This window comes from Candidatus Eremiobacteraceae bacterium (genome assembly GCA_035710745.1).
Taxonomy (GTDB): Bacteria; Vulcanimicrobiota; Vulcanimicrobiia; order Eremiobacterales; family Eremiobacteraceae; genus JANWLL01.
Genome location: DASTCX010000040.1, coordinates 71,151 through 94,332 on the forward strand (window position 1 = coordinate 71,151; position 23,182 = coordinate 94,332).

19 protein-coding genes are annotated in these 23,182 nt (G+C 61.9%); 12 read left to right on the forward strand and 7 right to left on the reverse strand.

All coding sequences use genetic code 11. From position 1 onward, the window contains the following. The first annotated feature begins 55 nt into the window (after window positions 1-55). The 5 genes from VFO25_14095 to VFO25_14115 are packed head-to-tail and all read left to right on the forward strand — an operon-like array spanning window position 56 to window position 3,228. Window positions 56-925 (forward strand): NmrA/HSCARG family protein, encoded by an 870-nt coding sequence (locus VFO25_14095; protein HET9344034.1) that lies wholly within the window; start codon window positions 56-58, stop codon window positions 923-925. Between the two features lie 12 nt (window positions 926-937). Next, window positions 938-1,627 (forward strand): SDR family NAD(P)-dependent oxidoreductase, encoded by a 690-nt coding sequence (locus VFO25_14100; GenBank protein ID HET9344035.1) that lies wholly within the window; start codon window positions 938-940, stop codon window positions 1,625-1,627. Between the two features lie 22 nt (window positions 1,628-1,649). Continuing rightward, window positions 1,650-2,342: a CDGSH iron-sulfur domain-containing protein gene (locus VFO25_14105; protein HET9344036.1), complete on the forward strand. Its 693-nt coding sequence runs from the start codon at window positions 1,650-1,652 to the stop codon at window positions 2,340-2,342. Between the two features lie 3 nt (window positions 2,343-2,345). Then, window positions 2,346-2,780: a hypothetical protein gene (locus tag VFO25_14110; GenBank protein ID HET9344037.1), complete on the forward strand. Its 435-nt coding sequence runs from the start codon at window positions 2,346-2,348 to the stop codon at window positions 2,778-2,780. Window position 2,781: 1 nt separating this feature from the next. Next, window positions 2,782-3,228 carry a GNAT family N-acetyltransferase gene (locus tag VFO25_14115; protein HET9344038.1) on the forward strand — a complete coding sequence of 149 codons (447 nt, stop codon included), beginning with the start codon at window positions 2,782-2,784 and terminating at the stop codon, window positions 3,226-3,228. A 43-nt stretch (window positions 3,229-3,271) separates the two neighbouring features. On the opposite strand, the gene VFO25_14120 is transcribed toward VFO25_14115, so the two are convergent. Further along, the gene (locus VFO25_14120) at window positions 3,272-4,321 is read right to left on the reverse strand and encodes an alpha/beta hydrolase (GenBank protein HET9344039.1); all 1,050 of its coding nucleotides are present in this window, start codon (window positions 4,319-4,321) and stop codon (window positions 3,272-3,274) included. Between the two features lie 199 nt (window positions 4,322-4,520). On the opposite strand from VFO25_14120, the gene VFO25_14125 reads away from it, so the two are divergent. Next, window positions 4,521-5,456 carry a stalk domain-containing protein gene (locus VFO25_14125; GenBank protein HET9344040.1) on the forward strand — a complete coding sequence of 312 codons (936 nt, stop codon included), beginning with the start codon at window positions 4,521-4,523 and terminating at the stop codon, window positions 5,454-5,456. An 84-nt stretch (window positions 5,457-5,540) separates the two neighbouring features. Here the strand turns inward: VFO25_14125 and VFO25_14130 are convergent, their stop codons facing one another. After that, a complete protein-coding gene (locus VFO25_14130; protein ID HET9344041.1) occupies window positions 5,541-6,461 on the reverse strand; it encodes a hypothetical protein in 921 nt (306 codons plus the stop codon). A gap of 281 nt (window positions 6,462-6,742) precedes the next feature. Here VFO25_14130 and VFO25_14135 point away from each other — a divergent pair, with 281 nt between their 5' ends. Further along, complete coding sequence (locus tag VFO25_14135) at window positions 6,743-8,353, forward strand: hypothetical protein (GenBank protein HET9344042.1); 1,611 nt, start codon at window positions 6,743-6,745, stop codon at window positions 8,351-8,353. A gap of 194 nt (window positions 8,354-8,547) precedes the next feature. On the opposite strand, the gene VFO25_14140 is transcribed toward VFO25_14135, so the two are convergent. Beyond that, a complete protein-coding gene (locus tag VFO25_14140; protein ID HET9344043.1) occupies window positions 8,548-9,624 on the reverse strand; it encodes an HD domain-containing phosphohydrolase in 1,077 nt (358 codons plus the stop codon). Beyond that, window positions 9,621-12,365, reverse strand: coding sequence for a response regulator (locus VFO25_14145; GenBank protein ID HET9344044.1), 2,745 nt, complete (start codon window positions 12,363-12,365; stop codon window positions 9,621-9,623). The genes VFO25_14140 and VFO25_14145 overlap by 4 nt, the downstream gene beginning before the upstream one ends. A gap of 205 nt (window positions 12,366-12,570) precedes the next feature. Between VFO25_14145 and VFO25_14150 the strand changes: the two genes are divergently transcribed. The 3 genes from VFO25_14150 to VFO25_14160 all read left to right on the forward strand — a co-directional run bounded on the left by VFO25_14150 (window position 12,571) and on the right by VFO25_14160 (window position 15,364). After that, complete coding sequence (locus tag VFO25_14150) at window positions 12,571-13,302, forward strand: hypothetical protein (protein HET9344045.1); 732 nt, start codon at window positions 12,571-12,573, stop codon at window positions 13,300-13,302. 24 nt (window positions 13,303-13,326) lie between these two features. After that, window positions 13,327-14,034, forward strand: a complete 708-nt coding sequence (locus VFO25_14155; GenBank protein HET9344046.1) for a hypothetical protein — start codon at window positions 13,327-13,329, stop codon at window positions 14,032-14,034. 451 nt (window positions 14,035-14,485) lie between these two features. Continuing rightward, window positions 14,486-15,364: an AraC family transcriptional regulator gene (locus VFO25_14160; GenBank protein HET9344047.1), complete on the forward strand. Its 879-nt coding sequence runs from the start codon at window positions 14,486-14,488 to the stop codon at window positions 15,362-15,364. A gap of 74 nt (window positions 15,365-15,438) precedes the next feature. Here VFO25_14160 and VFO25_14165 read toward each other — a convergent pair whose 3' ends face one another. Then, window positions 15,439-18,678, reverse strand: coding sequence for a TonB-dependent receptor (locus tag VFO25_14165; GenBank protein ID HET9344048.1), 3,240 nt, complete (start codon window positions 18,676-18,678; stop codon window positions 15,439-15,441). Window positions 18,679-18,921: 243 nt separating this feature from the next. Here VFO25_14165 and VFO25_14170 point away from each other — a divergent pair, with 243 nt between their 5' ends. Beyond that, window positions 18,922-21,531, forward strand: coding sequence for a TonB-dependent receptor (locus VFO25_14170; GenBank protein ID HET9344049.1), 2,610 nt, complete (start codon window positions 18,922-18,924; stop codon window positions 21,529-21,531). 90 nt (window positions 21,532-21,621) lie between these two features. Here the strand turns inward: VFO25_14170 and VFO25_14175 are convergent, their stop codons facing one another. Further along, complete coding sequence (locus VFO25_14175; GenBank protein HET9344050.1) at window positions 21,622-22,014, reverse strand: hypothetical protein; 393 nt, start codon at window positions 22,012-22,014, stop codon at window positions 21,622-21,624. Window positions 22,015-22,109: 95 nt separating this feature from the next. On the opposite strand from VFO25_14175, the gene VFO25_14180 reads away from it, so the two are divergent. Further along, window positions 22,110-22,586, forward strand: coding sequence for a DoxX family protein (locus VFO25_14180; GenBank protein HET9344051.1), 477 nt, complete (start codon window positions 22,110-22,112; stop codon window positions 22,584-22,586). Window positions 22,587-22,600: 14 nt separating this feature from the next. Here VFO25_14180 and VFO25_14185 read toward each other — a convergent pair. Beyond that, window positions 22,601-23,182 (reverse strand): hypothetical protein (locus VFO25_14185; protein ID HET9344052.1); only part of this gene is annotated, 582 nt, incomplete at its 5' end.

Consider the following 23,182-nt stretch of genomic DNA (forward strand, 5'->3'; position numbering starts at 1 on the left):
AGGCACACGATATCTATGCAACGGACGTTGCTAAAAGCAAGACTTGAGGTAAGCGATGCCAAGAGCCGACCAAACCATCTTCGTCACCGGTGCGACTGGCAAACAGGGCGGAGCTGCGGCGCGCCACTTGCTGAACAAGGGATACACGGTGCGCGCGCTTACGCGCCATCCGGAAAAGCCCGCGGCCCACGATCTCGCCGCCGCAGGCGCACAGATCGTGCAGGGCGACCTCAACGACCCCTCGTCGTACCGTTCGTCGCTCGCAGGTGCGCACGGCGTCTTCTCGGTCCAGAATTTTTGGGAAAGCGGTTACGACGGCGAAGTACGAGAGGGCATCGCGCTCGCCGATGAAGCCAAAGCCGCCGGTGTCGGTCATTTCGTGTACAGCTCGGTGGCTAGCGCACAGCGCAAGACTGGGCTCTCGCACTTCGAGAGCAAATGGAAGATCGAGGAGCACATTCGCGCCATCGGCATTCCGCATACCATCATCCGGCCCGTGTTCTTCATGGACAACTGGCAGTTCTTTGGGCTCGAGTACATTCTCGCAGGCACTCTTTCGCTGCCGCTAAACCCGGGCACAAAGCTTCAAGAGATCGCCGTCGACGATATCGGCGCGTTCGTCGCCCTGGCGTTCGAACAACCGGACCGCTGGCTTGGCCGCGAGCTCGATATCGCCGGAGACAACCTCGCGATGTCCGACGTCGCAGCCACGTTTGGGCGAGTCATCGGCCGACCGGTGCAGTACGTCCAAATGCCGTGGGACCAGTTTCAGGCAACGGCCGGCGAAGAATACGCGAAAATGCTCAGGTGGTTCGAGGCGGTCGGATACGACGCGGACATCGCCGCAGTCCGCCGCGAGCATCCGGCGCTGCTCGATTTCGAAAGTTTTCTGAGCCGCGCCGGCTGGGCGATGGCGAAAACGTGAGGAGGACAGGAGTTGCCTAAAGTCAGCATGCTCGTGGGCTATGGCCCCGGCACCGGCGTCAAGCTGGCGGAGAAATTCGGTGGAGAGGGATTTTCGGTCGCTCTCATCGGGCGCGATGAGAATCGACTCAACGCGGGCGTCTCGGCCCTCAAGGCCAAGAATATCAATGCGCTCGCGGTTACCGCTGACGCCGGAGATCCGGCGTCGATCCGTGCGGCCGTCCGCAAGGTGCGGTCTGAAGTGGGGCCGATCACCATTCTACACTGGAACGCGTATGGTGGCGTGGACGTGAGCGACGTGTTTGCCGCCGACCAAGCGACGTTAGACAAAGTGTTCGATGTGGCAGTATTCGGGTTGATCGCGGCTACGGACGAAGCGCTTCCCGATCTGAAACGAAACGGCGAGGGCGCTGTGCTCGTGTCGAACGGTGCATTCGGCCTGGTATCGCCTCAGGTAGACGAGGCCGTCATCAATCTGCATGTCATGGGCCTCGCGCTTTCGAGTGCGGCGAAACATAAAGTGGTCGGATTGCTCGAGCAGCGGCTAAAAGGCGAAGGCGTGTACGTCGGTGAGGTCATGGTATACCGCGCGATAAACACCACCGGTTCGACCAACGCCGACCTCGTCGATCCTGCCGTCATCGCCGAAAGGCATTGGGAGATCTATAAAGCTCGCGGTGAGACCCGAGCTGAGGTCAAATAGTCGACCTGCGGAAAAATGTGAGATGGACGACCAGGCCAACATCAAGGTCTCAAAGGATGGACCGTACCTCGTCTACGGCGGACTTCCGCTTGGGATTGAAACGATCGGCACGAATAGCGAGGGCGGCTCTTGGACTTGGGACACAGGTCCGGCCGTAAAAGCACCCGAGCAGTACGCGTTGTGCCGCTGTGGGCAGTCGACGAACAAGCCGTTTTGCGACGGATCCCACAAACGCGTCGGCTTTGACGGAACCGAAACTGCCTCGCGCGAGCCGTTCGAACGCGAGGCCGAGGCGACTGACGGACCGACGATGACGCTCTACGACGATCGCCCGCTTTGCGCGTACGCCCGCTTTTGCGACAACGCGGGAACTATCTGGACGCTGATCGAGCGGACGGACGACAAAGAAGTACGACGCATCGTCTCGCACGAGGCGACGCATTGCCCTTCGGGGCGGCTAGTCGTCCGAGATCGCGATACGGGTGAGGTCGTCGAACCGCAGCTGACACCGTCGATTTCGCTGGTCGAAGATCCCGCGATGCAGTGCAGCGGGCCGCTTTGGGTACGTGGAGGCGTGAGAGTGGAGAGCGCCGATGGTCAGCAGTACGAGATACGCAACCGCGTGACGCTCTGCCGGTGCGGTGCATCGCAGAACAAGCCGTTTTGCGACGGCTCGCACGCCGACATCGGATTTAACGACGGGCTGACGAAGTAACGGGTGCCTGAGCTGTTGGAGACGAATGCCTTGCGAAAAATCTCCGCTCGCTCGTACCTTGTGCCGCTATCTCTCTCGATGTGCGTCGCGGCCGCACTGTTAGTCCCGATGACCTCCGTTGCTAGTGGCGGACCCTTCATCGCGTGCTCGACATCAGGCGGTGCAGGGATCAACACGTATATCACGGGCGTATTCCAGACCACCCGTCCGGTGAAGTACTTGCCAAGTGGTGGGTACCTAGTCGACGAATCCGTCCTCGATCGTTTTTACGCGTATCTGACGAAGAAAGGTTATCACTTCAAGCCCGGCAGCAATTATGGTTGCGTCGTTGAACCGACCGAGGCACTCGCGATAACAGCCAAGCATAAGCGGTACGAGAGTGGAGGGTGCTCGAACTGCGGCAAAGTTGTGGAGACCGGGTGGAAAGACACGCCGTGACTTGATCAACGTCCGCGAGGTGACGAAAGACGACGCGATCGCATGGGCCGCGATGCGGGCGTCACTCTGGCCCGATGCCGACGTCGACGAATTGAAAGCGGAGGCCGTCGCTCACTTCGATTCGCCGACGATGCTCGAACGGGTTTTCATTTGCGAGGGACCTGACGGCGCGCCGATCGGCATGCTCGAACTCTCGCTCCGATCGCATGCCGATGGCTGCACGAGTTCGCCCGTGCCCTACGTCGAGGGGTGGTATGTGGCCGCCGACCGGCGCGGCATCGGCGTCGGGCGAGCGCTCATGCGGTCGGCGGAGGCTTGGTCGCGCGCGAACGGCTATCGCGAGATCGCCTCCGACTGCCTGCTCACGAATGATGCGAGCGCATCCGCGCACCACGCACTCGGCTTTGAAGAGATCGACCGAAACATCACCTTTCGCAAAGCTCTTTGAAACTCGAACACTGACTTACCCCGCGAACCTCGTCGCGCGATCGCTACTTACTCATGCCGGCAGCCGCGATGATCGCGTCGGCAAACGCTTGCGGTGCCTCCTGTGGCACATCGTGCCCGATGCCGGCGAGGATACGGTGTGAATACTCGCCCGTGAATTTACTCCGGTACGCAGCACCGCTGGCATTCGCGCCGTCGAAATCGCTTGCGATCGTGATCGTAGGGAGATCGATGGCAGGACCAGCGAACAGCTTGCTCTCCAAACCGTCGTATTTCGCATCACCCGCCGCAAGGCCGATGCGCCAACGGTAGTTGTGTATGACGATCGCCACATGATCGGGATTCTTGTACGACGCCGCCGTGCGATCGTACGTCGCATCGCTGAACTGCCATTTGGGTGATTGAATCGTCCAAATGAGCCGATTGAAATCGTCCGTGTATTTTGTGTAACCCAATAGCCCACGTTGCGTCGAGAAATACCACTGATACCAAAAGGCGTATTCAGCTTTCGGCGATGCCGGGAGCCTATTGGCCGGAACGTTGGCGATCAGATAGCCGCTGACGAGGACCAACGCTTTGGCGCGGTCGGGCCAGAGGATTCCTACGACGGCCGCCGTTCGCGATCCGATATCAAAGCCGCCGATGATCGCCTTCTTGATCTTGAGCGCGTCCATCAGGTTGACGACATCTTCACCGCAGATCGACTGCTGAGCGTTGCGGAACGTGTCGGCAGAGAGGAACGTCGTCGAGCCGTAGCCGCGTTGGTAGGGGACGATCACGCGATATCCCGCCTTCGCCAGAAGCGGAGCGACGTCGACGAAGGCGTGGATGTCGAACGGCCAACCGTGCAGCAGAATCACAGGCTGCCCGTCGGCCGGCCCATCTTCGGCGTACCCGATGTTGAGAACGCCGGCGTTGACCTGCTTGAGGGATGCAAAGGACGTATTCTTGGAATCCGTCGGTGTTAGGCTTACCGTATCTTCACCGCTCGATTGCGCGATCGTGGGGTTCATCATTCCGAGCTCGGCGGCGATGACGGCCATGGCCGCTTTGCCAAAGAATCTGCGGCGGTCGATGTTGAGATCTTCGCTCATATCGCTAGCCCTCTTTGGTTACGAAGCTGATGACTTGGGGGCTGAGGTTCATCAGCCCGCTCGTGATTTCTTGGGAATTTCTAAGCATTCAAGCCTTCCTCTCCATCCTCTCATATCCGGCGCTAACGATTGCGCGAACGCCCGCGTAATCAATCATAGAAGCGATTTGCTCTCGACGCCCGACAAAGCGAGGACCATCATGTTCACCCCTACATACCCATCGCGGCTCCGCAGGCTGACCACGTTCGTGTGCGGTCTTGCGATCGTTTGGAACGCGTATTTGATGCCGGCCTCGGCGGCGTCGTATCGGGTCGTCCTCAACGGGCTGAACCTCGCGCTCTCGCAGGCGCCGATCCAGCGCGGCGGCCGGATCTTCGTTCCGATGCGCTCGATCTTCCAGGGTCTTAGCGCGGGGGTCGCCTACGACAACGGTACGATCAACGCCACCGCCGGCACGAACACCATTCAGGTGAAGATCGGCTCCAATCAAGCCGTCGTGGACGGACGGCAGGTGTTCCTCGACGCTGCACCATTCCTCGAGGGTTCCGTCGCGATGGTGCCGCTCCGCTTCGTGTCCGAATCGTTAGGCGCCAACGTGGACTACAACAGCCAGACTGGCGCGATCGATATCGCCGCCGCCAAGCCGCCGATCCCGAGCGGATCAATCATCAACGCGACGCTCGATACCGCGCTCAACACCGCCAGCGCGTACATCGGTCAGCCGATCACCCTGACGGTGCCGCAGAACGCGCAAGACACGCCGTCGGCGCTCGCCGGCGCAACGATCTACGGCAAGGTGATCGAGGCACAAGGCGCAGCTCAGGGGACGAACCCGTCCGTGCAGATCGCGGTCGACTCCATCGCGCTGGCGAACAGCGCGGACCCGCAGCCGATCGCGGCCAGGGTGCTCAAGGTTGACCCCACGCAGGGATCGATGATCGCGAAGGAAGCGGCGGGGACCCTCGGCGGCATGCTGCTCGGCAACTGGATCGGCAAGTCGATGGACAGCAACCAAGGCGGCCTCATCGGTGCGGTCGGCGGCTATCTGTTGACCTCGAACAGCAAGGCCAACATGACGGTGCCGTCCGGAACGCCGGTGTCGCTCGAGCTGACCGACCCGCTGCAGCTGCAGTAAGGCGTCACGAAAGTCGAACCACAAAAACGGGCCGAGCGCATCGCTCGGCCCGCTGCCGTTTCCTCATTCTCCTCAAACCGGAAACTAGATGCCGTAGGCACCTGCGGGTGCCGGCGCAACGCCCGTCACGAGCGCATCGGGCGATAAGCCTGACGTATAGCTATACTTGTACGCATCTCCGGGATAGGCATACACGTCGATCGATCCGTTGCCGGCGTCGCCGCAGAACAGATGGGTCTGATAACGGTTGAGTTTGCACCAGATCGATGCTCCCATAAGTTGCGCCGTCGTCGGCGACCCGGTATACGGCGGCGAGAACACATCGATCGTGTTACGTAGCCAATCGGCGATGATCAAGTTGTTCGCGCTATCGAATGTCGGCGCACCCGGTAGTCCCAGGTTAATGCCAGAGAGCTGAGTGCCGGGCATTTTTCCGTGCGGAAATTCGATGACGATTCCGTCGTTATTCGTCGTAAGGTTCGACACGAAGACGTTGCCCAGGCGGTCGGTGCCGATCCCGAAAAGGACGTTGAAGGAGGGATCGCTGAGCGTGCCGAGCTGAGCGCCAGTTGTGTTGTTGTAATATTCGACGGTCGGTGGTCCGCTTTGATTGTTCAGGTTAAGTATATAAACGCGGTTCTTGCCGTCGAACCCGACGTCGGCCGGTTCACCTGTCGGGTCCGGAATCGTGAGTTTTGCACCACCGCAGCCGGGGCCGTATTCGGTCGTCGTATTCGCGCGTCCATCCGGCACCCAGAGGTTCCCGGCGCGATCGATAGCGATACCATTCGTGGACGAGGCCGGCTCACAATCGATCGGAGGGTTATTATTTCTGTTGTTGAGGAGGAACCAAAGGACGCTCGAGCCGCCGAATTGCGCGACCGCGATGTGCGCGGGGCCTGCGGTCTCATCCTGTATCGGCGGCGACTTCATCCACGCGGGTCGGGTCGCGTTGGGCTTGAATCCTTCGGGAAGCACGGAGCGCGCGCCGTTGGGCGCGATCATCGACCGATAGTTCGCGGCAATGCGTTCGGTGCTTATCGGCTGGTAGGCGGCACAAGCGCTTAACGACGCAATCAGGAAAAAACCGGCCACCGCGAGTCGGACTACTCTTAGCGAACGCATGATGCAAAGCTCCTGTGGAATGCTAGCGCGGTTAGATCCGAGTCCTAGCGTTTAACTTCTGCGATGCTCTTCCCAGCCCAGTAAGTCCCGTCTTTGTCGCAAATTCGGCGGGTCGTTGCGAACGCCGCCGAGAAACCCGCTCTCCCTCTTGACGGTCTCATATGACGGAGGCAAAGGCAGCGGTGCGGGAGAGCGATATTCGGGTGCGCGCGGCGGTGACGCTTCTGCATAACGTTCGCAATCGCCATGCCCTAGCGCGGCATCCTCTGGTTATGGAAGCCGATGGCAACGTTGCGCCGCGTCAAGATCTGCGGAGGCGTGTTAGCTTTGCGGACCAGCTGCCGAGCATCGTCACCTCGCTCCTCGACGAGCTAAGCTCCGAGTCCGACCAACAGCGGCGCCGCTTTGCCGTCCTTCGAAAAAGCGACGTCGAACGCGAAAGTCACGCTGCCATTGCCCGCGGCATGAACCTTTCGCGGAGCCAGTTCTACCGTGACCTCCGCGAAGCGCGAGAACGATTTACTGACGCCCTTGAGGACCGCCTCTCACTGCGGAGCAGCGGCGATGGAGACTTCACCGGACTAGCAGAAAACGAGGCGAAATTCTTAGCGATCGGCGCGCTGCGCGACAGTGGCCAGTTCGAACGAGCGTACGACGTGGCGCTAACCCTCGCTCGCGACAGCAGTGATCCAAGGCTGACCATTCGCGCGCTTTGCCTATGCGCGGAGTTGCAAACAGAGTTCGGGTCTTTCGCGGAAGCCCGCGCGACGACTGAGCAGGCACGGGTTCTGCTCGCCGATATCGCTGATAGCCCCTTGAAGAACATCTTGAGTGCTGGCTGCGATCTCGTGGAGTTCGAGGTTGCGCACTGCCAAGGGACCCCCGCGGCTGTATCCGACCGAAACCTTCTGATCGAAGCCCTCCGTCGCGATTACTCGCGCGATCGCAGCTACGCGGAGACGTTCGTGAAAGCTCTGATCGCGGAGGGCTCGATCCTGTTCGAACAAGGCGATGTCGTGCGCTCGCTGGCTATTATCGATGAAGCGTCGTCGATCGTCGCGCGCGAGAGGCTCACCAGCACGCGTTTGGGAGTCGATGTCGCAATTCGGGCCTCGGGACTCCGCGCGCTTCGCGCCGACCAGGTTTCTGGCGCTCTGGAGGACGTGGCCAAGATCGTGGAAGCGGGCAGCCGCGACGGGGATGTTCGGAGCCTGCGCGTCGGAATGCAGATGATGTCGGCGCACCTATTGACGTTGGGTCGGTTCGATGAGGCCAAACACTTCGCGTTGGAGGCGTGGGCGCTCATCGACTTATTCGGGAGCGCTCTCGATCGCCTTATCGTTTTCTCGAACCTCGCGCGCATCGACATCCACCGTCGAGACGGGAATGCCGCCTTAGGATGGATCAAAGCCGCTCGCGCGCTGCCTTGCGATCCTTTCTCGATTTCACAAGCGCTGGCGATCTCCGAGGCCGAAGCCTTGACCTTGCTCGAGCGACCGGGGCGTTCTGCCGTGATGGCTCACTCGGCGGGCGTCCGCGTTCGCGATTGGCCGCGCCTTCTCGGCCGTGCGAGGTTTGCGGAAGCCAGCGCGCTTGTCGCTCTGAGGCGCGAACGTGAGGCGCGCGCGTACAGCGAGGAGGCCGTCGAGCTCTCGCGTGGCGCCGCCGGCCCGTTGCTCCACCTTCGAGCGCTCGATCTCTGCGTCAAACTCGGCGGAAATTCGTCATCCCGGGCTGCCCTTCGAGACCTGCGAGCGGCCCTCAACTCGTAGTCCTTAGACGCCGCGACCGCGGCTTTCATCGCTTCGGGATGCGCTTCCCAGCGCTGCGTCGAGCCTTTGATGTCCGTGAAAAGAAATGTCACCTCGCCGGTCGGTAAACCGGCGGGCGACGAAGCCTCGAATCGAGCAGCTCCCCGGGGCGGACGGCGCGCTTATCGCCCTAGGTCGGTTATACTGTCGTCGACCTAGCCGGTCGCCCTATCCGTCAGATCCGCTTGTCCCCGCTGAGCGCTATCGGAGAAGTCGCGTTTCAGCCGGATGATTTCCGGCAGCGCCGTATCGAACGCGTTGACGATGCGCGGATCGAACTGGGTGCCGGCGCCCGCGCGGACTTCGGCGGTCGCGTCTTCGAGCGGCCACGCCTCCTTGTACGGCCGTACCGACGTCAGGGCGTCGAAGACATCGCTGAGTGCGCAGATCCGCGCGCTGATCGGGATGTCATCTTTCTTCAGTCCGAATGGATACCCGGACCCATCGTACCGTTCGTGATGGCTGAGCGCGATTTCTGCGGCGCCTCGCAGCAGTGCCGACGGACTGTCCTTGAGGATCCTGTGGCCTATGACCGTGTGCTGCTTCATCGTCGCGTGCTCGGCTTCGGTGAGCTTGCCGGGCTTCATCAGGATCGAATCGGGGATCGCTACCTTGCCGATGTCGTGCATCGGCGACGCGAGGAACAGCTGCTCCTGATCGTCGGCGGAGAGACCGGCCGCTTTCGCGATAGCTCTGCAGTACTGCGCCATCCGTACGATGTGCATGCCGGTCGCGACGTCTCGGAATTCGGCGACGCGGGCGAGACGCCAGATCGTCTCCCGTTCGCGCGTGGCGATCTCTTGGGTGGCTTTGCGGACTTCGTCAGCGAGCCAACCCGCGCGGCTTTCTAGATCTCGTCGACTGCGTCGCAACTCGAGCATGTTCTTCGTCCGCGCCGCGAATTCGATCGCATCGACGGGCTTGGTGAGGAAATCGCTGGCGCCGGTCTCGAGAGCTTTGTAGCGTAGAGCCTTATCGGTCTCAGCGGTGATCATGAGGATCGGGACTTCGCCCTTGCCGGGGAGCGCGCGGAAGAGGCGGATGAATTCCAATCCGTCGGGCGACGGCATGTTGTAGTCGACGATGAGAACGTCTGCTTCGTTGGCTCGGCACCAGTTCAGCGCTTCCGCCGACGACGAGAAGGCGATCGGCATGCAACCCGACAGGTTTCGGACGACCGCCTTGTAGATGAGGAGGTTCGGTTCGCTATCGTCGACGATGACGACGTTCATCGGAGACGATCCGCCGCCGCGGCGAGTTCGCTCGTCAAACCCTCGGCTTGCGGCCAGTCTCCAGCAGCGGTGGCCGATTCGAGGCGCGCTGCGACCGCTGCGACGGTCGAGGCGCCGATGTTCCCCGCCATGCCCTTCAACTCGTGGGCAAGCGCTTTCGCGCCGCCGGCATCGCGCGCGTCGATCGCTAAACCCAAACCGCGGACGATGCGGTCAATATCCGATCGTGCGAGTTCGAGCGCTGCACGCATGGCGGACTGGTCGGTACCGAACAGTTGGCGCAGCCGGTCCTGGTCGAAGCCGCGTCCGCCTGACGAGGTACTCTCGGCGGCTCGCCCATTGCCCGCCATCACACCCAGTGGCACCGGATCTTGCGAAACCCATCGGTCGACACACGCACGCATCGCTTCGAGCTGGACCGGTTTTGGCAAATAGTCGTCCATGCCGCGGGCAAGGCAGTGCTCTCGGTCGCCTTCCATCGCGTTCGCCGTCATCGCGACGATCGGCGTCCGGTACCCTTTTCGCTGCTCGAGCGTCCTTATCGCGCTCGTCGCGGCGAAGCCGTCCATCGTCGGCATTTGACAATCCATCAGGATCAGGGCGTACGTGCCGCGGGCAAATGCGTCGACCGCCTCAAGGCCATTCACCGCGACGTCGGCCTCGTAGCCGAGCCGGTTCAATTGCGCCAGCGCTATGTTCTGATTGACTTGGTTGTCTTCGACGAGCAGTATTCGACCGGTCTGGCCGCCGGTCGTTTCTACGAGCCGAATCGTACCCGCTTTTGCCCCGTTCACCGGCTCGACGCGCCGATTCACCGCGAGGTCTGCTTCGGCGATGCCCGCTAGACAATTGAAGAGCTGCGATTGACGGATCGGCTTTGACAGATATGCGGAGATTCCGACGCGCGCAGCATCGCGCCGGATCTCGGCGGCATCATATGCCGTTATGAGGATGATCCGAGTCTTTGCGATCAACGGTTCGTCGGCGATAGCGCGGGCGAGCTGGAGCCCATCCATACCGGGCATCACGAAGTCGACGATCGCCACGTCGTAAGGATCGCCGGTCGCCGCTGCTTTGCGCAAGATCGCGAGAGCACCGTCGGCATCGCGCGTCGACCCGTTGCGGACCCCCCACGAGACGACGTAGCGGTGTATGATCTCGCGATCGGTGGGGTCATCGTCGACGACCAGCGCTCGAAGCCCGTGCAAGACGGTTTCGGTGACGGGCTGGCCTTCGGACGTCAGACGTTCCAAGCGCGCCGTGAACCAGAACGTCGAGCCGTTTCCGAGCGCGCTCGTGACGCCGAGCTCGCCGTCCATGAGCTCGACCAGCCGCTTCGAAATGGATAGCCCAAGGCCGGTGCCGCCGGGACCGGCCGGCGCCGTGTGTGCCTGGGTGAAAGGCTCGAAAATAAGCTCCCGCGCCTCTTGCGATAGACCGACGCCTGTGTCGGTCACGCTGAAGCGAACGGTCATGAAGGCATCGTTGAGCGAAGCGACCTCCGCGTGGATGGCGATGCCGCCACGCTCCGTGAATTTGACCGCGTTGCCGAGCAAGTTGAGAAGGACCTGTCGTAGGCGGCCGGGATCGCCTCGCAAGCGTGTGGGAATTTCCGGAGCGACGAACGTCCGCAGCGTTAGGCCCTTGTCGCGTGCGCGCGACTTCATCAGCTCGGCGACATCCTCGACGACGGCGACGGGCGAGAAGTCGAGCAGCGCGAGTTCGACCTTGCCCGATTCGAGCTTCGAGAGATCGAGTATCTGATTGATGAGAGCCAGCAGCGCTTGGGCAGAATCGTGGACGATGCGCGCGAAGTCTCGCTGCTCGTCGCCGAGATCGGTCCCGAGAAGCAGCTCGCTCATGCCGATGATGCCGTTCATCGGCGTGCGGATCTCATGGCTCATGTTCGCCAAGAACTGCGACTTGAGCCGATTGGCGTCTGCCGCCTGATCGCGGGCATGCAGCAGCGCCCGCTGACGGTCGGCGACCACCGACGCCATTTTCGTGAACTCCCGATCGACTAGCGCTATCTCGTCATCGCCTCGGATGGGCGGACGCAGCTCGCCGTGGACGCCGAAGAATTCCGTCTTGCTCTTCAGCTCCGACAATCGGCTGACCAACCCGCGGTTCGCGACAAACGCGATCGCGCCGGTGAGGACGAAGGCGAGAACGATCGTCACCAAGAGGACGTCATCGAACTGGCGCCAGGTCTGCGCGAGTTCGGCTCGTCGATCCGCATCGAGCTGCTGCTCTTCGCTGAGGAAAGAGGCCGTCGTGGATCTGAGCGCGTCCATGAGCCGTTTGCCCGAGAGCAGATGCGGCGCGCTCGAAGCGTCCTGACGTCGTCCGGCTTTCATGCTATTGATCGTCGAGCTGAGGTATCGCAGGTTCGAAGCGGAGAGCGCTGCGAGATGCTGAGCGGTTGCGGCCTGGTGCGGGTTGTCGGAGACGAGGTCGACGAGGTCCGCGGCGCTCGCCGGGATCGTCGCTACCGCCCGGTCGTACGGTTGGAGAAAGTTCGAATCGCCCGTAGCGACGTAGCCGCGCACGCCGGTTTCGGCGTCAACGAGAGAAGCGAGGAGCGCTTGGCCGTCGGAAATCACGAGCGCCGAGTGCAATGCCCATCGCTCGGCGGATTCGGTGCTTTGCTGGAGCCTCAGGAACACACCGCTGGTGACGAGTATGAATGCGAGCGGAACGGAGACCAGCAGGAGCGTCTTGGTGCTCAGGCTTACGCGCATGTTCAGCCCTCACCGTAGTTATCGGTCGCTGGGCAGAAGCCCACAGCCCGCGGGCTGTCCCGAACGCCGAAAATAGCACCCTCGGACACATCGCAGCACGATCGGTCCTATCGCGACAACGCTGCGACACGTGAAAGGTAAGTGTGGCGACCGGTCTCAAACGCCGCAGTCAGACCACTTCCGCTAATCCGTCGGGTGATGAACTATGAACGCTAGTCGAACCATCGTGTTTTCAGCGCTCGCGTCGCTCGCATTTCTGAGCACTGCGATCCCAAGCGTGGCGCGAGCCGGTCAACAGCCGACGCTCTACCCAGCGATGGCTCCCGTCAGTCAATACCTGATGGCGGACCGCCAAAGCGAAATCGACCTGGCACGTAGCGCCGCTCCTAAGGCGATCTCGGATCATGCGACCGTCTTGGTGCTCGACATGCACGGCTACGAAACCGCTGCGAAAGGCTCGAACGGTTTCACATGTTTTGTGGACCGCTCTTGGACCAAGGCCTTCGATGACGACAATTTCTGGAACTCGAGAGTTCGCACGCCCATTTGTTTCAATCCGCAAGCTTCGCGCACCGTGCTGCCATATTCGATATTTGCGACGAGACTGGCGCTCGCCGGCGCGACCGAAGCGACGATCCGCGAACGGCTCACGGCTGCCGTCGCCGACAAGCAGTTGCCGGTCCCTGAAAATGGCTCGATGGGCTACATGATGTCGAAGCAGCAATACATCGACGATCATGTCAAGGCGTGGTACTCGCACATCATGGTCTACACGCCTCGGACCCTCGGTGCGCGATCCGGAGAAAGTTGGGGTGCGGACCGAGTCGGCTCTCCGGTCGTGTACGACAGCAGCCACCTCGTCTGGCCCCAGCCGTGGGCGCTCTTTTTCGTTCCCGTGTCGCACTGGTCAGATGGATCGTCCGCACCGATCATGTGATCTTAATTCCTTGAGGAGACCCCGATGAAGAACGTCGCTTACGTTGCTCTTGCTCTTGCCTCGTTGCTCGCATCGGGCGCCGCTGCGCACGGTCAAGCGTCGCAGGCCGATCCGTATCGCGCGATGGCGCCGATCGCGAAGTACTTGATGCCCAGCGCTACCGCCGAAATCGCATTGGCTCGCACCGCAGCACCGCCGTCGGTCTCGGCCGATGCCGAGGTCCTCGTGCTGACCCGCAGCGGCTACGTCGTAGCGGCAAAGGGCACAAACGGCTGGGTCTGTTTTGTCGGGCGCTCGTGGACGGCGGGTCTCGATGATCCCGAGTTTTGGAACTGGCGTGGTCTCGGGCCGGCGTGCCTCAATCCTCCCGCCGTAGAAAGCGTGCTCCCGCAGTACCTCGCGCGAACGCAGTGGGCCATCGCGGGTGCCACGCGCGAAGAGATCGCCGCGAAGTCGAAGGCCGCCTACGCCGACCACAAGTTCACCGACCCTGCTGCCGGTTCGTTCGCGCTGATGATGTCGAAGGACGGCTACCTACTCGGTGCGGACGGCCCTTGGCATCCGCACGTCATGCCGTTTATCGCGTACGATCAGGTCTCGACGTGGGCCGCAGGCTTCAAGGGTTCGCCGATACTTGGGCCCTCGAGTTTAGCGTATTATCGCCAATACGAGCCGCTCACGATCGCTATCCCGGTTTCCCATTGGTCCGACGGCTCGCCCGGTCCGAAGTAGCTAATCGCAGGCAAAATAACATGACGGCCGCCGAGTGCGAGCCGGCGCCCGTCATGCTTCCTTCTCGCTTCAAGAGGAGGCCGACCAGAAGCGTAACAGAGTCGGCATCTCCCGTCGCGCACGTTCAGGTACTCAGCGGGATGCGCAGGCGAACGCGTCATCAGCCTGACATCGAATATCCGCCCGATTATATCGAACCTCATCCGAACGTCATCGAATCGTCCGTGTTCACGTAGTATGATCGCGTTGGTTCCTGGTTAGCCCCTTGAACCGACGGCTCTTGTCGCTATATCTTGCTGTGGCGACAAGAGCTTTTTTCTTTGGCGCAACGATGACACGGATAATCCGACAAGCTTCGGGATTATTTGCGAGTCTATCAAAACGCGATCGAGTGACAACAAAGTGCCGCTCCTTAGGACACGCGAAGCACAAAGTCAAATCGTCATGAGACATGTTAGACCGAGTACCGCAACCGGACGATGCACGACCGACGCAGCTCACGCTCGTCGCATCGAGCAAGAAACGAACCTGGGCTGGTCTACAGGCATCGATCCACCACACGTCCGGCGGACTCTTCAAGCATCGTCCAAGCTTCTTGCATTTCAGCGTCTACATGAACGTCGGCAATCCGGTGACGAGCGTCTATCATCGCGACGGCGTCATGCATCGCGGTTTCCATGCGCCCGGCGATATCGACATCATCCCGTTCGGAGAACCGGCGCAGTGGGAAGAAGTCGGCCCATCGACAAGCCTACTCGTCCGCCTGATGCCGACGCTGCTCGAGTCGACGGCCGATGCGATGGGCCTCTCGATGAGCGCCTTATCGATCGCGCCTCAGCTCCAGATCCGCGATCCCAAATTAGAGCACATCTGTTGGGCCCTCAAGGCCGAGTTGGAAAACGGCGATCCGCGAGAGCGGCTGTATGCCGAGGGTTTAGGGACCGCTATCGCAGCGCAGCTGCTGTGTCGCTATTCGCGCACCGCTGATGTCTTGCCGAAGAACGGTCTGACCCGGCGCCAGCTGCGCACGACGGTCGACTTCATCGACGCGCATCTGGCCGCGGACCTTTCCGTCGCCGAAATCGCCGCCGCCACCGGCATGAGCGCGTCGCATCTGAAGACGCTTTTCAAGCGCACCACCGGTCTCCCGGTGCATCAATACGTCATCCGGCAGCGCCTCGACCGCGCCGTCGATCTGATATCCGGCGGTCGCTTGCGGCTGAGCGCCGCGGCGCTCAAAGCCGGCTTCGCGGATCAGAGTCACATGGCGCGCTGCATGCGCCGCGTCATGGGCGTCACTCCGACCGAGGTCGTCCGCAACTCGCGCTAAGGGTCAGCCGATTTCTCGACTGACCCTTGTAGCGGTCGAGCTTTAGCTCGACCGGAATCGACGCTGCCCGCTCGTTAGAGCTTCGTCGAGACGCTGAACGTGAACTGGCGAGCAGATGCTAGCCCGTACGGCGCGTACGGGTAGTAGTTGTCGCCGTAGTAGGCCGGGTTTTGCGGGAACCCGCTGAGCGCGGGCGCGCCGAGCGGACTCAGTTGATAGAAGTAGTTATCTGAGTAGGAGATCACGCCATCGCTGGTCGGGAGCTCCCACGGATAACCGTGGTTGTGGATCGACGTGAACACGTTCGTCACGAGCAACGTCGCCTTCGTGCGTTGCCCCAGATCGTGACCGACCGCGAGGTTCATCGTCAAGAACGCTGGGCCTTTGAGGGATCCCGGCGCGTCGAATGTGTGCGTGTACGGATCCGGTCCTACGGCCGAGAGGCCGCTCGGATCCGGGAAGAGCGACGGGTCGCCGTACGGCGCGCCCGACTGGTAATTGAACGTCGGTATGATGTCGAAGCCGTGCGTCCGCTCGTCGAGCGTCAGCGTGGAGACGAACGGAACGACGTACGACGGCGTGGCGACGAGCGGCGCTTGCACGAACGACGGGTAGTAGTAGCCGTTCGGATCGAGCAAGGCATACTTCGTACCATGCGCTGCGTTGTAGGCCGCTATGCCGGCGTTCTGGACGTCGATGAACGACGATCCGTTGCCCGCCTTCGTGTAGCGGATCTTCGAGTTCGTATACGTCGCAGACAGCGTCAATGACAAACCATCTTCGCCGCCGCGGTTCTTGCGAAGCAAGAACTCGCTGCCGCTGATGCGGGCCGCGCCGTAGTTGTAGCCCGTGACGAAGGTCGGAATCGCCGGGTTCACCGGCAATGTCAGGATCTGTCCGCGCGTGTTGCGGTAGAACGGTGTGATCTTGGCGGACAGGCCGTTCGCGAAGTCGTGCTCGAACGAGAGGTCGTAGTTGGTGCTGTCTTCCGGCTGCACAGGATGCAGCGCCGTGAAGCCAAGGCCATCCCAGTACCGGTTCAACGCGCGCACCGTGTTGCCCGGACCCCACACGCTCGGCGATTCGTACTCGAGGAACGCGGAGTTCGGCGCCTCGACGTATCGTCCGACCGACGCTCGGATCACGTCGCGCGACGACATCGCGAACGTCATGCCGAATCTTGGGCTGAACTCGTTGTAGGTGAGATCGCCGGAGACGTTCTGCCAGTTCGCCTTGCCGGGCGCGTCCACGGGCAATCCGCCGCCGGTCGTCGAGAGGACGTTGAGGTAGCCGTTGCACGGGTCGCCGACCGGATAGGCGAAGCCGTGGAGGCAAACGCCGTCTTGCAGCTCCGACTGCATGGCGAGGCCGTTCGCGCCGGTGATCTGAAGCGGCATCAACGCGAACTTGAACTGGTCGAAGCGCCCGCCGACGTTGAACGTCCACTTCTCCGAGGGTCGATAGGTGTCGGCAAGCACGACGTCGCCGAAGATCGGCGTCGTCGTCGACAGGTAGTTGTAGGGGCCGCGGGTCTCGACTACGGTATCGCCCGGATTGCAGGCGACGAGCGTATCCGTGGAGAGGTTGCCGCACTCGGTCCGACCACCGGGCACCCCAGCAGTATCCGACATGCCGAAGTAGTTGCCGTAGTTGTTGCGGTCGGTGATGTCTTTGCTGTAGTCGACGTCGACCGCGACGCGATTGGCAGGACTGAGTTGGTTCTCGTAGTTCAACGTGATGCCGGTGGCGTTGTCGTGCAGCTGGTAGAACGTGCCGCCGACGATGCCTTCAGTCGGTTGGTTCAGCGTCCAGAACGAATACATCTTGTAGCCGTACAACCGCAGATACGAGGTGGAGCTCAACGAACGCGTGTAGCCGAGCTTCTCGATGGAGTACTGGGTGGCTTGGTTGTCGGTGAATCCACCCGCGATCGGCCCTTGCGAGCCGCCTGCCGTCGGCCACGTCAGTGCGAGGAACTTCGAAGGATCGTACGGCTTGCCGACGCCGCCCGTATAGACCGCGCCCGTCGGCCAGTCGATGGAGTTCGGGTTCGGGTTGCCGATCGAGCACGCGCCTTCTTCGCAGAAGAGCGCCGGGTCGACTTTTGCGCCGCCGCCGTATGCGTCATAGTTCGGAGATATCGTCATGCCGACGACGTAGAGCGCTTGCAGATCGTCCTGCAGGCCGTTGTGCGAGAACAGCCAGTGGAAGTTGCCGACGGTGTCGCGCTCGTCCGCATACGGATTGTTGTTGTATAACCCTTGCGAGATCTCCGCACGCAGCGAGTTCGACTGCGCGCAATTGAGGATCGCTCCGCCGGTGAAGCCACCGCCGGTCGCGATGTGGTTGTAGTCTGCGCAACCCGCGTCGCCGGCGGGGATGTTGAATGTCAGCCCTTGATTATTCGACTGGTTGTTGAAGTCATACGCCGCGTTGATGGCGAGCGTCGAGACGTAGTAGCTGAAGTGGCCGTCCGGCGTCGCACCATAGATGTCCGTTTGCAGCGTGTGGTCGAAGGTCGGGTTGCCGCCCACGAACGTGACATCGGCACCGCCCGGATACCGGCCGCGCTGCATGACCTGGTTGATGTACCCCGACATCGCGCGGCCTGCATCGGCGGGTTCGCCGCCGGTGTACACCTCGAGGCTCGCGAGGCCGTTGGTCAAGAACGACGTCGCGTTGTACTGGTCGAAACCGCGATTGAGCGGAATGCCGTCGAGCTCGAACCCGACTTGGTCGAACGACCCTCCGCGCAAGCTCAGCGTGCCCTGGCCGTTGTAGCCGCCGCCCGAGCCGCCTTGACGAGCCACGCCCGGCAGCGAGCCGACGACGCCATTTTGGCTATAGAGCGTCTCGGCGCCGCCAGCGCTGCCCTGGTAGCCGTTGATGGACGTGGCGTTGACCGCATAAAGGTCGCCGGTGACCGCTTTGTTGACGACCGATGTTTGTGCCGTCGCGGTGACGCGACCGATGACCTTGGCCGACGGGCGCAGCGAGATGTCGGCGCGCGTCGTCTGGTCAGCGGAGACTGTAAGTCCGTACTCGGTGGTGGGATCGTAACCGTCCTTCACCGCGGTGACGGCGTAGGTGTCCGGCGAGAGATTCAACAGGACGAAGAATCCCTTTGCGTCGGTGACCGCCCGGACCGACTGTGAAGGCGACGTGCCCGACACAGCCGCTCCGGCGATCGCTTGACCACTTGCATCCGTGACGACGCCGCTGATGTTGCCGGTCGTTCCCGCCAGCGTCTTCGTTGCCTGGCAGAACACGAGCGACACCACGAGCACGAAGCCCAGGAGCCGATGCTTTGACATGTTTTCCTCCTTGGATCGGCGATTGCCATCCGATTGAAGTCTAGCATCGACGCGCGGTGAGCGTCGCGCACGTTCGGACCGAGTTAGTATTTTCGGACAAATGCGCGCGCGTCACGAAAATGCCAGCGCGTCCGAATGTGCTTGAGCACGTCCGAGCGTCCGCGACGAGACGAGTTACGCGATGCTAGACTCGAGTCGGGCCGTTCCCTACGGCCCGACTAGGCAAAAAAAATGGGAGGACATATGAACGGCAAGATCCTACGCGGCGTCTTAGGCGTTGCGCTGGTTCTGGGGTTGGTGTTCGGCCAGGAAACAAGGGTACTGGCTGGCTCGACCGGACAGATCACAGGCAAAGTCACCGACTCCGCTACCGGCGCCGCAGTCGCCGGTGCCAGCATCACGGCGGTATCGCCGTCGGGCACGTATCGCACGACGACCGACGCGAGAGGCGATTTCGCAGTCGTCAACGTGTACCCCGATACGTATCGCGTGACCGCATCTGCCGCCGGCTATCAAACAGGGATGTCGGACGGCAACAGCGTCATCCAGAACAACAGCGCGGTCGTCAACATCGCGCTTTCCAAGCAGCTGACCGTGCTCAGCCACGTCACCGTGCGCGGCGCGACGAGCGTCGTCCAACCGCACGTGACGGCGGACCAGTACGTGTTGACCGCGGCTGCGGCAACATCCACGAACGGTTCGGGTGGATCGATGTCGCTGTACCAAACGCCGGGCATCATCGGCACGCTCCCGGGCGTGACGTTGGACTCGGGCGGCACCGCGCACATCCGTGGCGGTCGTCTCGAAGAAGTCGGTTACGAATACGACGGACTCACGACCGTTGAGCCCGTCACGGGTACGTTCGCGACGAACCTCGTGGAAGACGGCATCTCGAGGATCCAGGTCAGCACCGGCGGGTACGACGCGTCCGGCGGCAACTCGATCTCGGGCGTCGTCAACACCGTCGTCGGCGTCGGCACGTACCCCGCGCACGGCAGTGTGACGACACTCGTACAAGGCCCGACGTTCTATCACGGCCTGAACTTCGACTACGGCAGCGCGACGCCCGACGGACGCTTCTCTTGGTATGCGGCTGCGGTGACGTGGAACTCCGGTTACGATTGGGGTAATCGCAACACGTTCTATCCCGGTCCGGAATCCGCCGAGACGGCGTCCATCGGGGAGCTCGGCGCCGTCAGCCCCAGCCGTGACCAAGTGCTCAACCTGCACTACCGGTTCGGACCGAACAACGACAACGACATCCAATACCTGGGAACGACCGGCATCGAGCACTACAACAACACGCTCCAGGCGCTGTTCTTCCCCAGCATGAATCCCGCCGACGGCGCGGTCGCCACGAGCCCGAACGCTGTAGGCGGCATCTGCAACAATGGGATCGGCCTATTTCCCGGACAATCGTCGTGCACGGAGTCGGCGACGCCCGGTATGACCGATCACGACGACCAGGGTTATTTCATCGACAAGCTCGGCTGGACGCACAACTTCGGGCCCAGCTCGGCACTGTCGATGCACTACGCGCGCGTCGGCTCGTACGTCACGTTCTCGTTCCCGTTCGGCGACGGGTCGTTTGACGATCTCTGGGAGAACCGCCACTCCGACCAACAGGAACTGTTCGCCGAGTACACCAGTCAGCTGAACGCGCAGAACCTGATCAAGTTCGGCGGTCAGTCGATCTACAGCACGAACAACTTGACGATCGCGCTTCCGTCGTCCGGCGTGGGCGAAGTCGAACCGACGAACAACCGCGACGGTTCGTATTGGATCTCCGATTCGTTCAAGCCGACCGACAAGCTGGATCTCGACATCAGCGGGCGGCGCGATACGCGGACCTATTACCGCGTCGCTGCGCCGACGTTCACCGATGGAGTGAACCAGCTACGGGGCAGCTTCACCTACACGTTGTCGCCGGGCACGGTCATTCGCGGATCCGACGGCAATTTCGCCGAGCTGCCGTACGACAGCCGCGTCGAACTGTTCCTGACCGGGTATCCGAACTTCTTCGACTACTCGCCGTCGAATCGGCTCGCGGTCCTGAGAGAAGCCGAGCCCGACGTGCCGCAAAGCCATCTCTACGACTTCTCGGTAGAGCATGACTTCGGCGACGGCATGGCGATCAAAGCGGGGCCGTTCTACCGGAAGTCTGACAACTTGGTCCTGACATTCCATAACCCAGGCCAACCGGCCGCGCTGCCGACCGCCGTCGGACCGTACTTCGTCAACGGTTTCGAAGGCGAGTGGCAGTTCAACCACAGCGGCAACGGCGTGTCCGGCTTCATCAACTACACCCACATGCGGGCGCTCGCCGTCGTGCCGGGCGACTACAACCAGTCGGTTCCGCTTGGCGCCAAGTACGCCGGGGCGTTGTTCCCGGTGAGTTTCGTGCCGCCGAACACGGCGAATCTCGTGATGAATATCCGCCACAACCGGTGGCTGATCAATCCGGTGATCAACTACATCGGCGGATATCCGTACGGGGTCGGCAAGTTCACCTACGCGAACACCAACTGCCCGGGCGAGGCACCGGATCCGACCCAGCCGAAATGCGGCGCGATCATCCCGACCAACTCGCCCGACCCGGGTGAATCGCAGTTCGCCGACGGCCGGGTGTGCTGCTCCACCCTGCTCTACAACTTGAACCTCTACTACGATCTGAGCAACCAGACGAACGTCGGGGTACAGATCCAGAACCTCACCGCGAACTACCGCCCGACGTTCCTCGAGTCGAATCCGTTCGACGGCGACCCGTTCGTCAACTACGGCCCGAGCCCGTACATCCCCGGGTCGATTCCCGGGAGCCAAGAGTTCATCTTGACGATCACGCAAAAGATCTAAAGCGGAACTCGATCGACGCCGACAAGGCCGCGTATGGAAAAAGGGAGCGGTCGACCTTTATGGTCGACCGCCGCGGCCTTTTATGGCGCGTCAGGGCTGCTTGACGCAGAGGTCGTTCGATGAGACGTTGCCGAAAGCGCCGGCCTGCGTGGCGGCGACCGAGAAATGCGTCGCGTCGACCTTCGCGATCACGGTATGGAGACGAGAGTCCGGATACACGCTGCGCAGGTCAAGCTTCGACGCGCCGGTGTCGGTGCCGCGCAGCACGGTCGTGCCGCGACCGCTGTCGACGACGACCTCGGTCCAGCGATGCCGGGCAGCATCAAGCGTGATGAACCCCTGATCGCCGCCGCCTTTCCAGGTATCGGTTTCGCGCAGCCAATTGCCGCCTTGCGCGAACGCGAACGATGCGTCGAACGTCTGCGCCTGCGCTCCCGCGTGATACGTGGCGACGCAAGCCACGGCGAGAACGAGCGATTTCATGAACATGGAAAGCCCTCTCATAGCGCCGCACTTGGATAGGCGACGGGCTGAGGCCCTGCGGAAATCGTGCAGAGAGCGGCGAACGCCTGACCTGTATGAAGGCGGCAAAGGGATTTTTCCAGCGCGCAGACGCGGCGATCACCCGATGGATGGCCCGCTCCGGATTGACGCTATTGCGCGTAAGTCTGGGAATCGTATTTCTCTGGTTTGGAGCCCTGAAGTTCTTCCCGCACATGAGCCCGGCGGAGACTCTGGCCGGTAAGACGATCGGAGTGTTGTCATTCGGGCATATCGGTCCGAGCGTGAGTTTGCCGATATTGGCTGTCTGGGAATGCCTCATCGGCGTCGGCCTGCTGACCGGTGCCGTGCCGCGATTGACACTTCTGCTTCTCTACGCGCAGATGATCGGCACGCTGCTGCCGCTCTTCTTCTTCCCCAAAGAGACGTTCTCGGTGATCCCGTTCGCACCGACGCTCGAGGGCCAGTACATCATCAAGAATATCGTGCTCATCAGCGCAGGGATCGTCATCGGCGCGACGGTCCGCGGCGGCCGGCTCGTGTCAGGGCGGTGAACGGCGGAGCGGTGTTAGTGGACGAAGTGAACTTCGGCGATGTCGATCTTGCGGACGAGCGTCGGGCCTTCATACCCTAGGATGCGCAAAGGGAAGTGCGTCGCCGTCGAGATCTCGATCACTTCGCGGGTGAGATCAGCGTCGGCCAGCGGACTCGACGGGACGAGCGTCACCGACTCGGTCGCCACTCCGTCGATCACTTCTCCCTGCGTCTCTGAAAGTGAGCCGGGCTGGCCGCTGTGTGCGAGGATCGCCCCGAAACTCAGCTGATTGATCGTCGAGCCACGAATGGTTTCGACGAGCGGGTCGTTCAGCGGAACCGTCCGCCTGAAGAGCGACAAGAAACCCGAGCCGCGTCTGACCACAACCGTCTTGCCGCCGCTCCACGCGAGCGTCGCGCCCTTGTTCGCGCCGGCGACGACGCGAAGCGCCAAATTCGACGGTTTCGTGAAGCGGTAGTCGAAGGTCATGTTTTGAGTTTGGGAACCTTTTTGTTCGAAGACCGTGATCATCGCGCTATACGCGGTCACGCCTCGCCACGCTTGATCGAACGCGACGAGCGCTGACGGCTCTTTCGCGAGCGTCGTGGGGGGGGG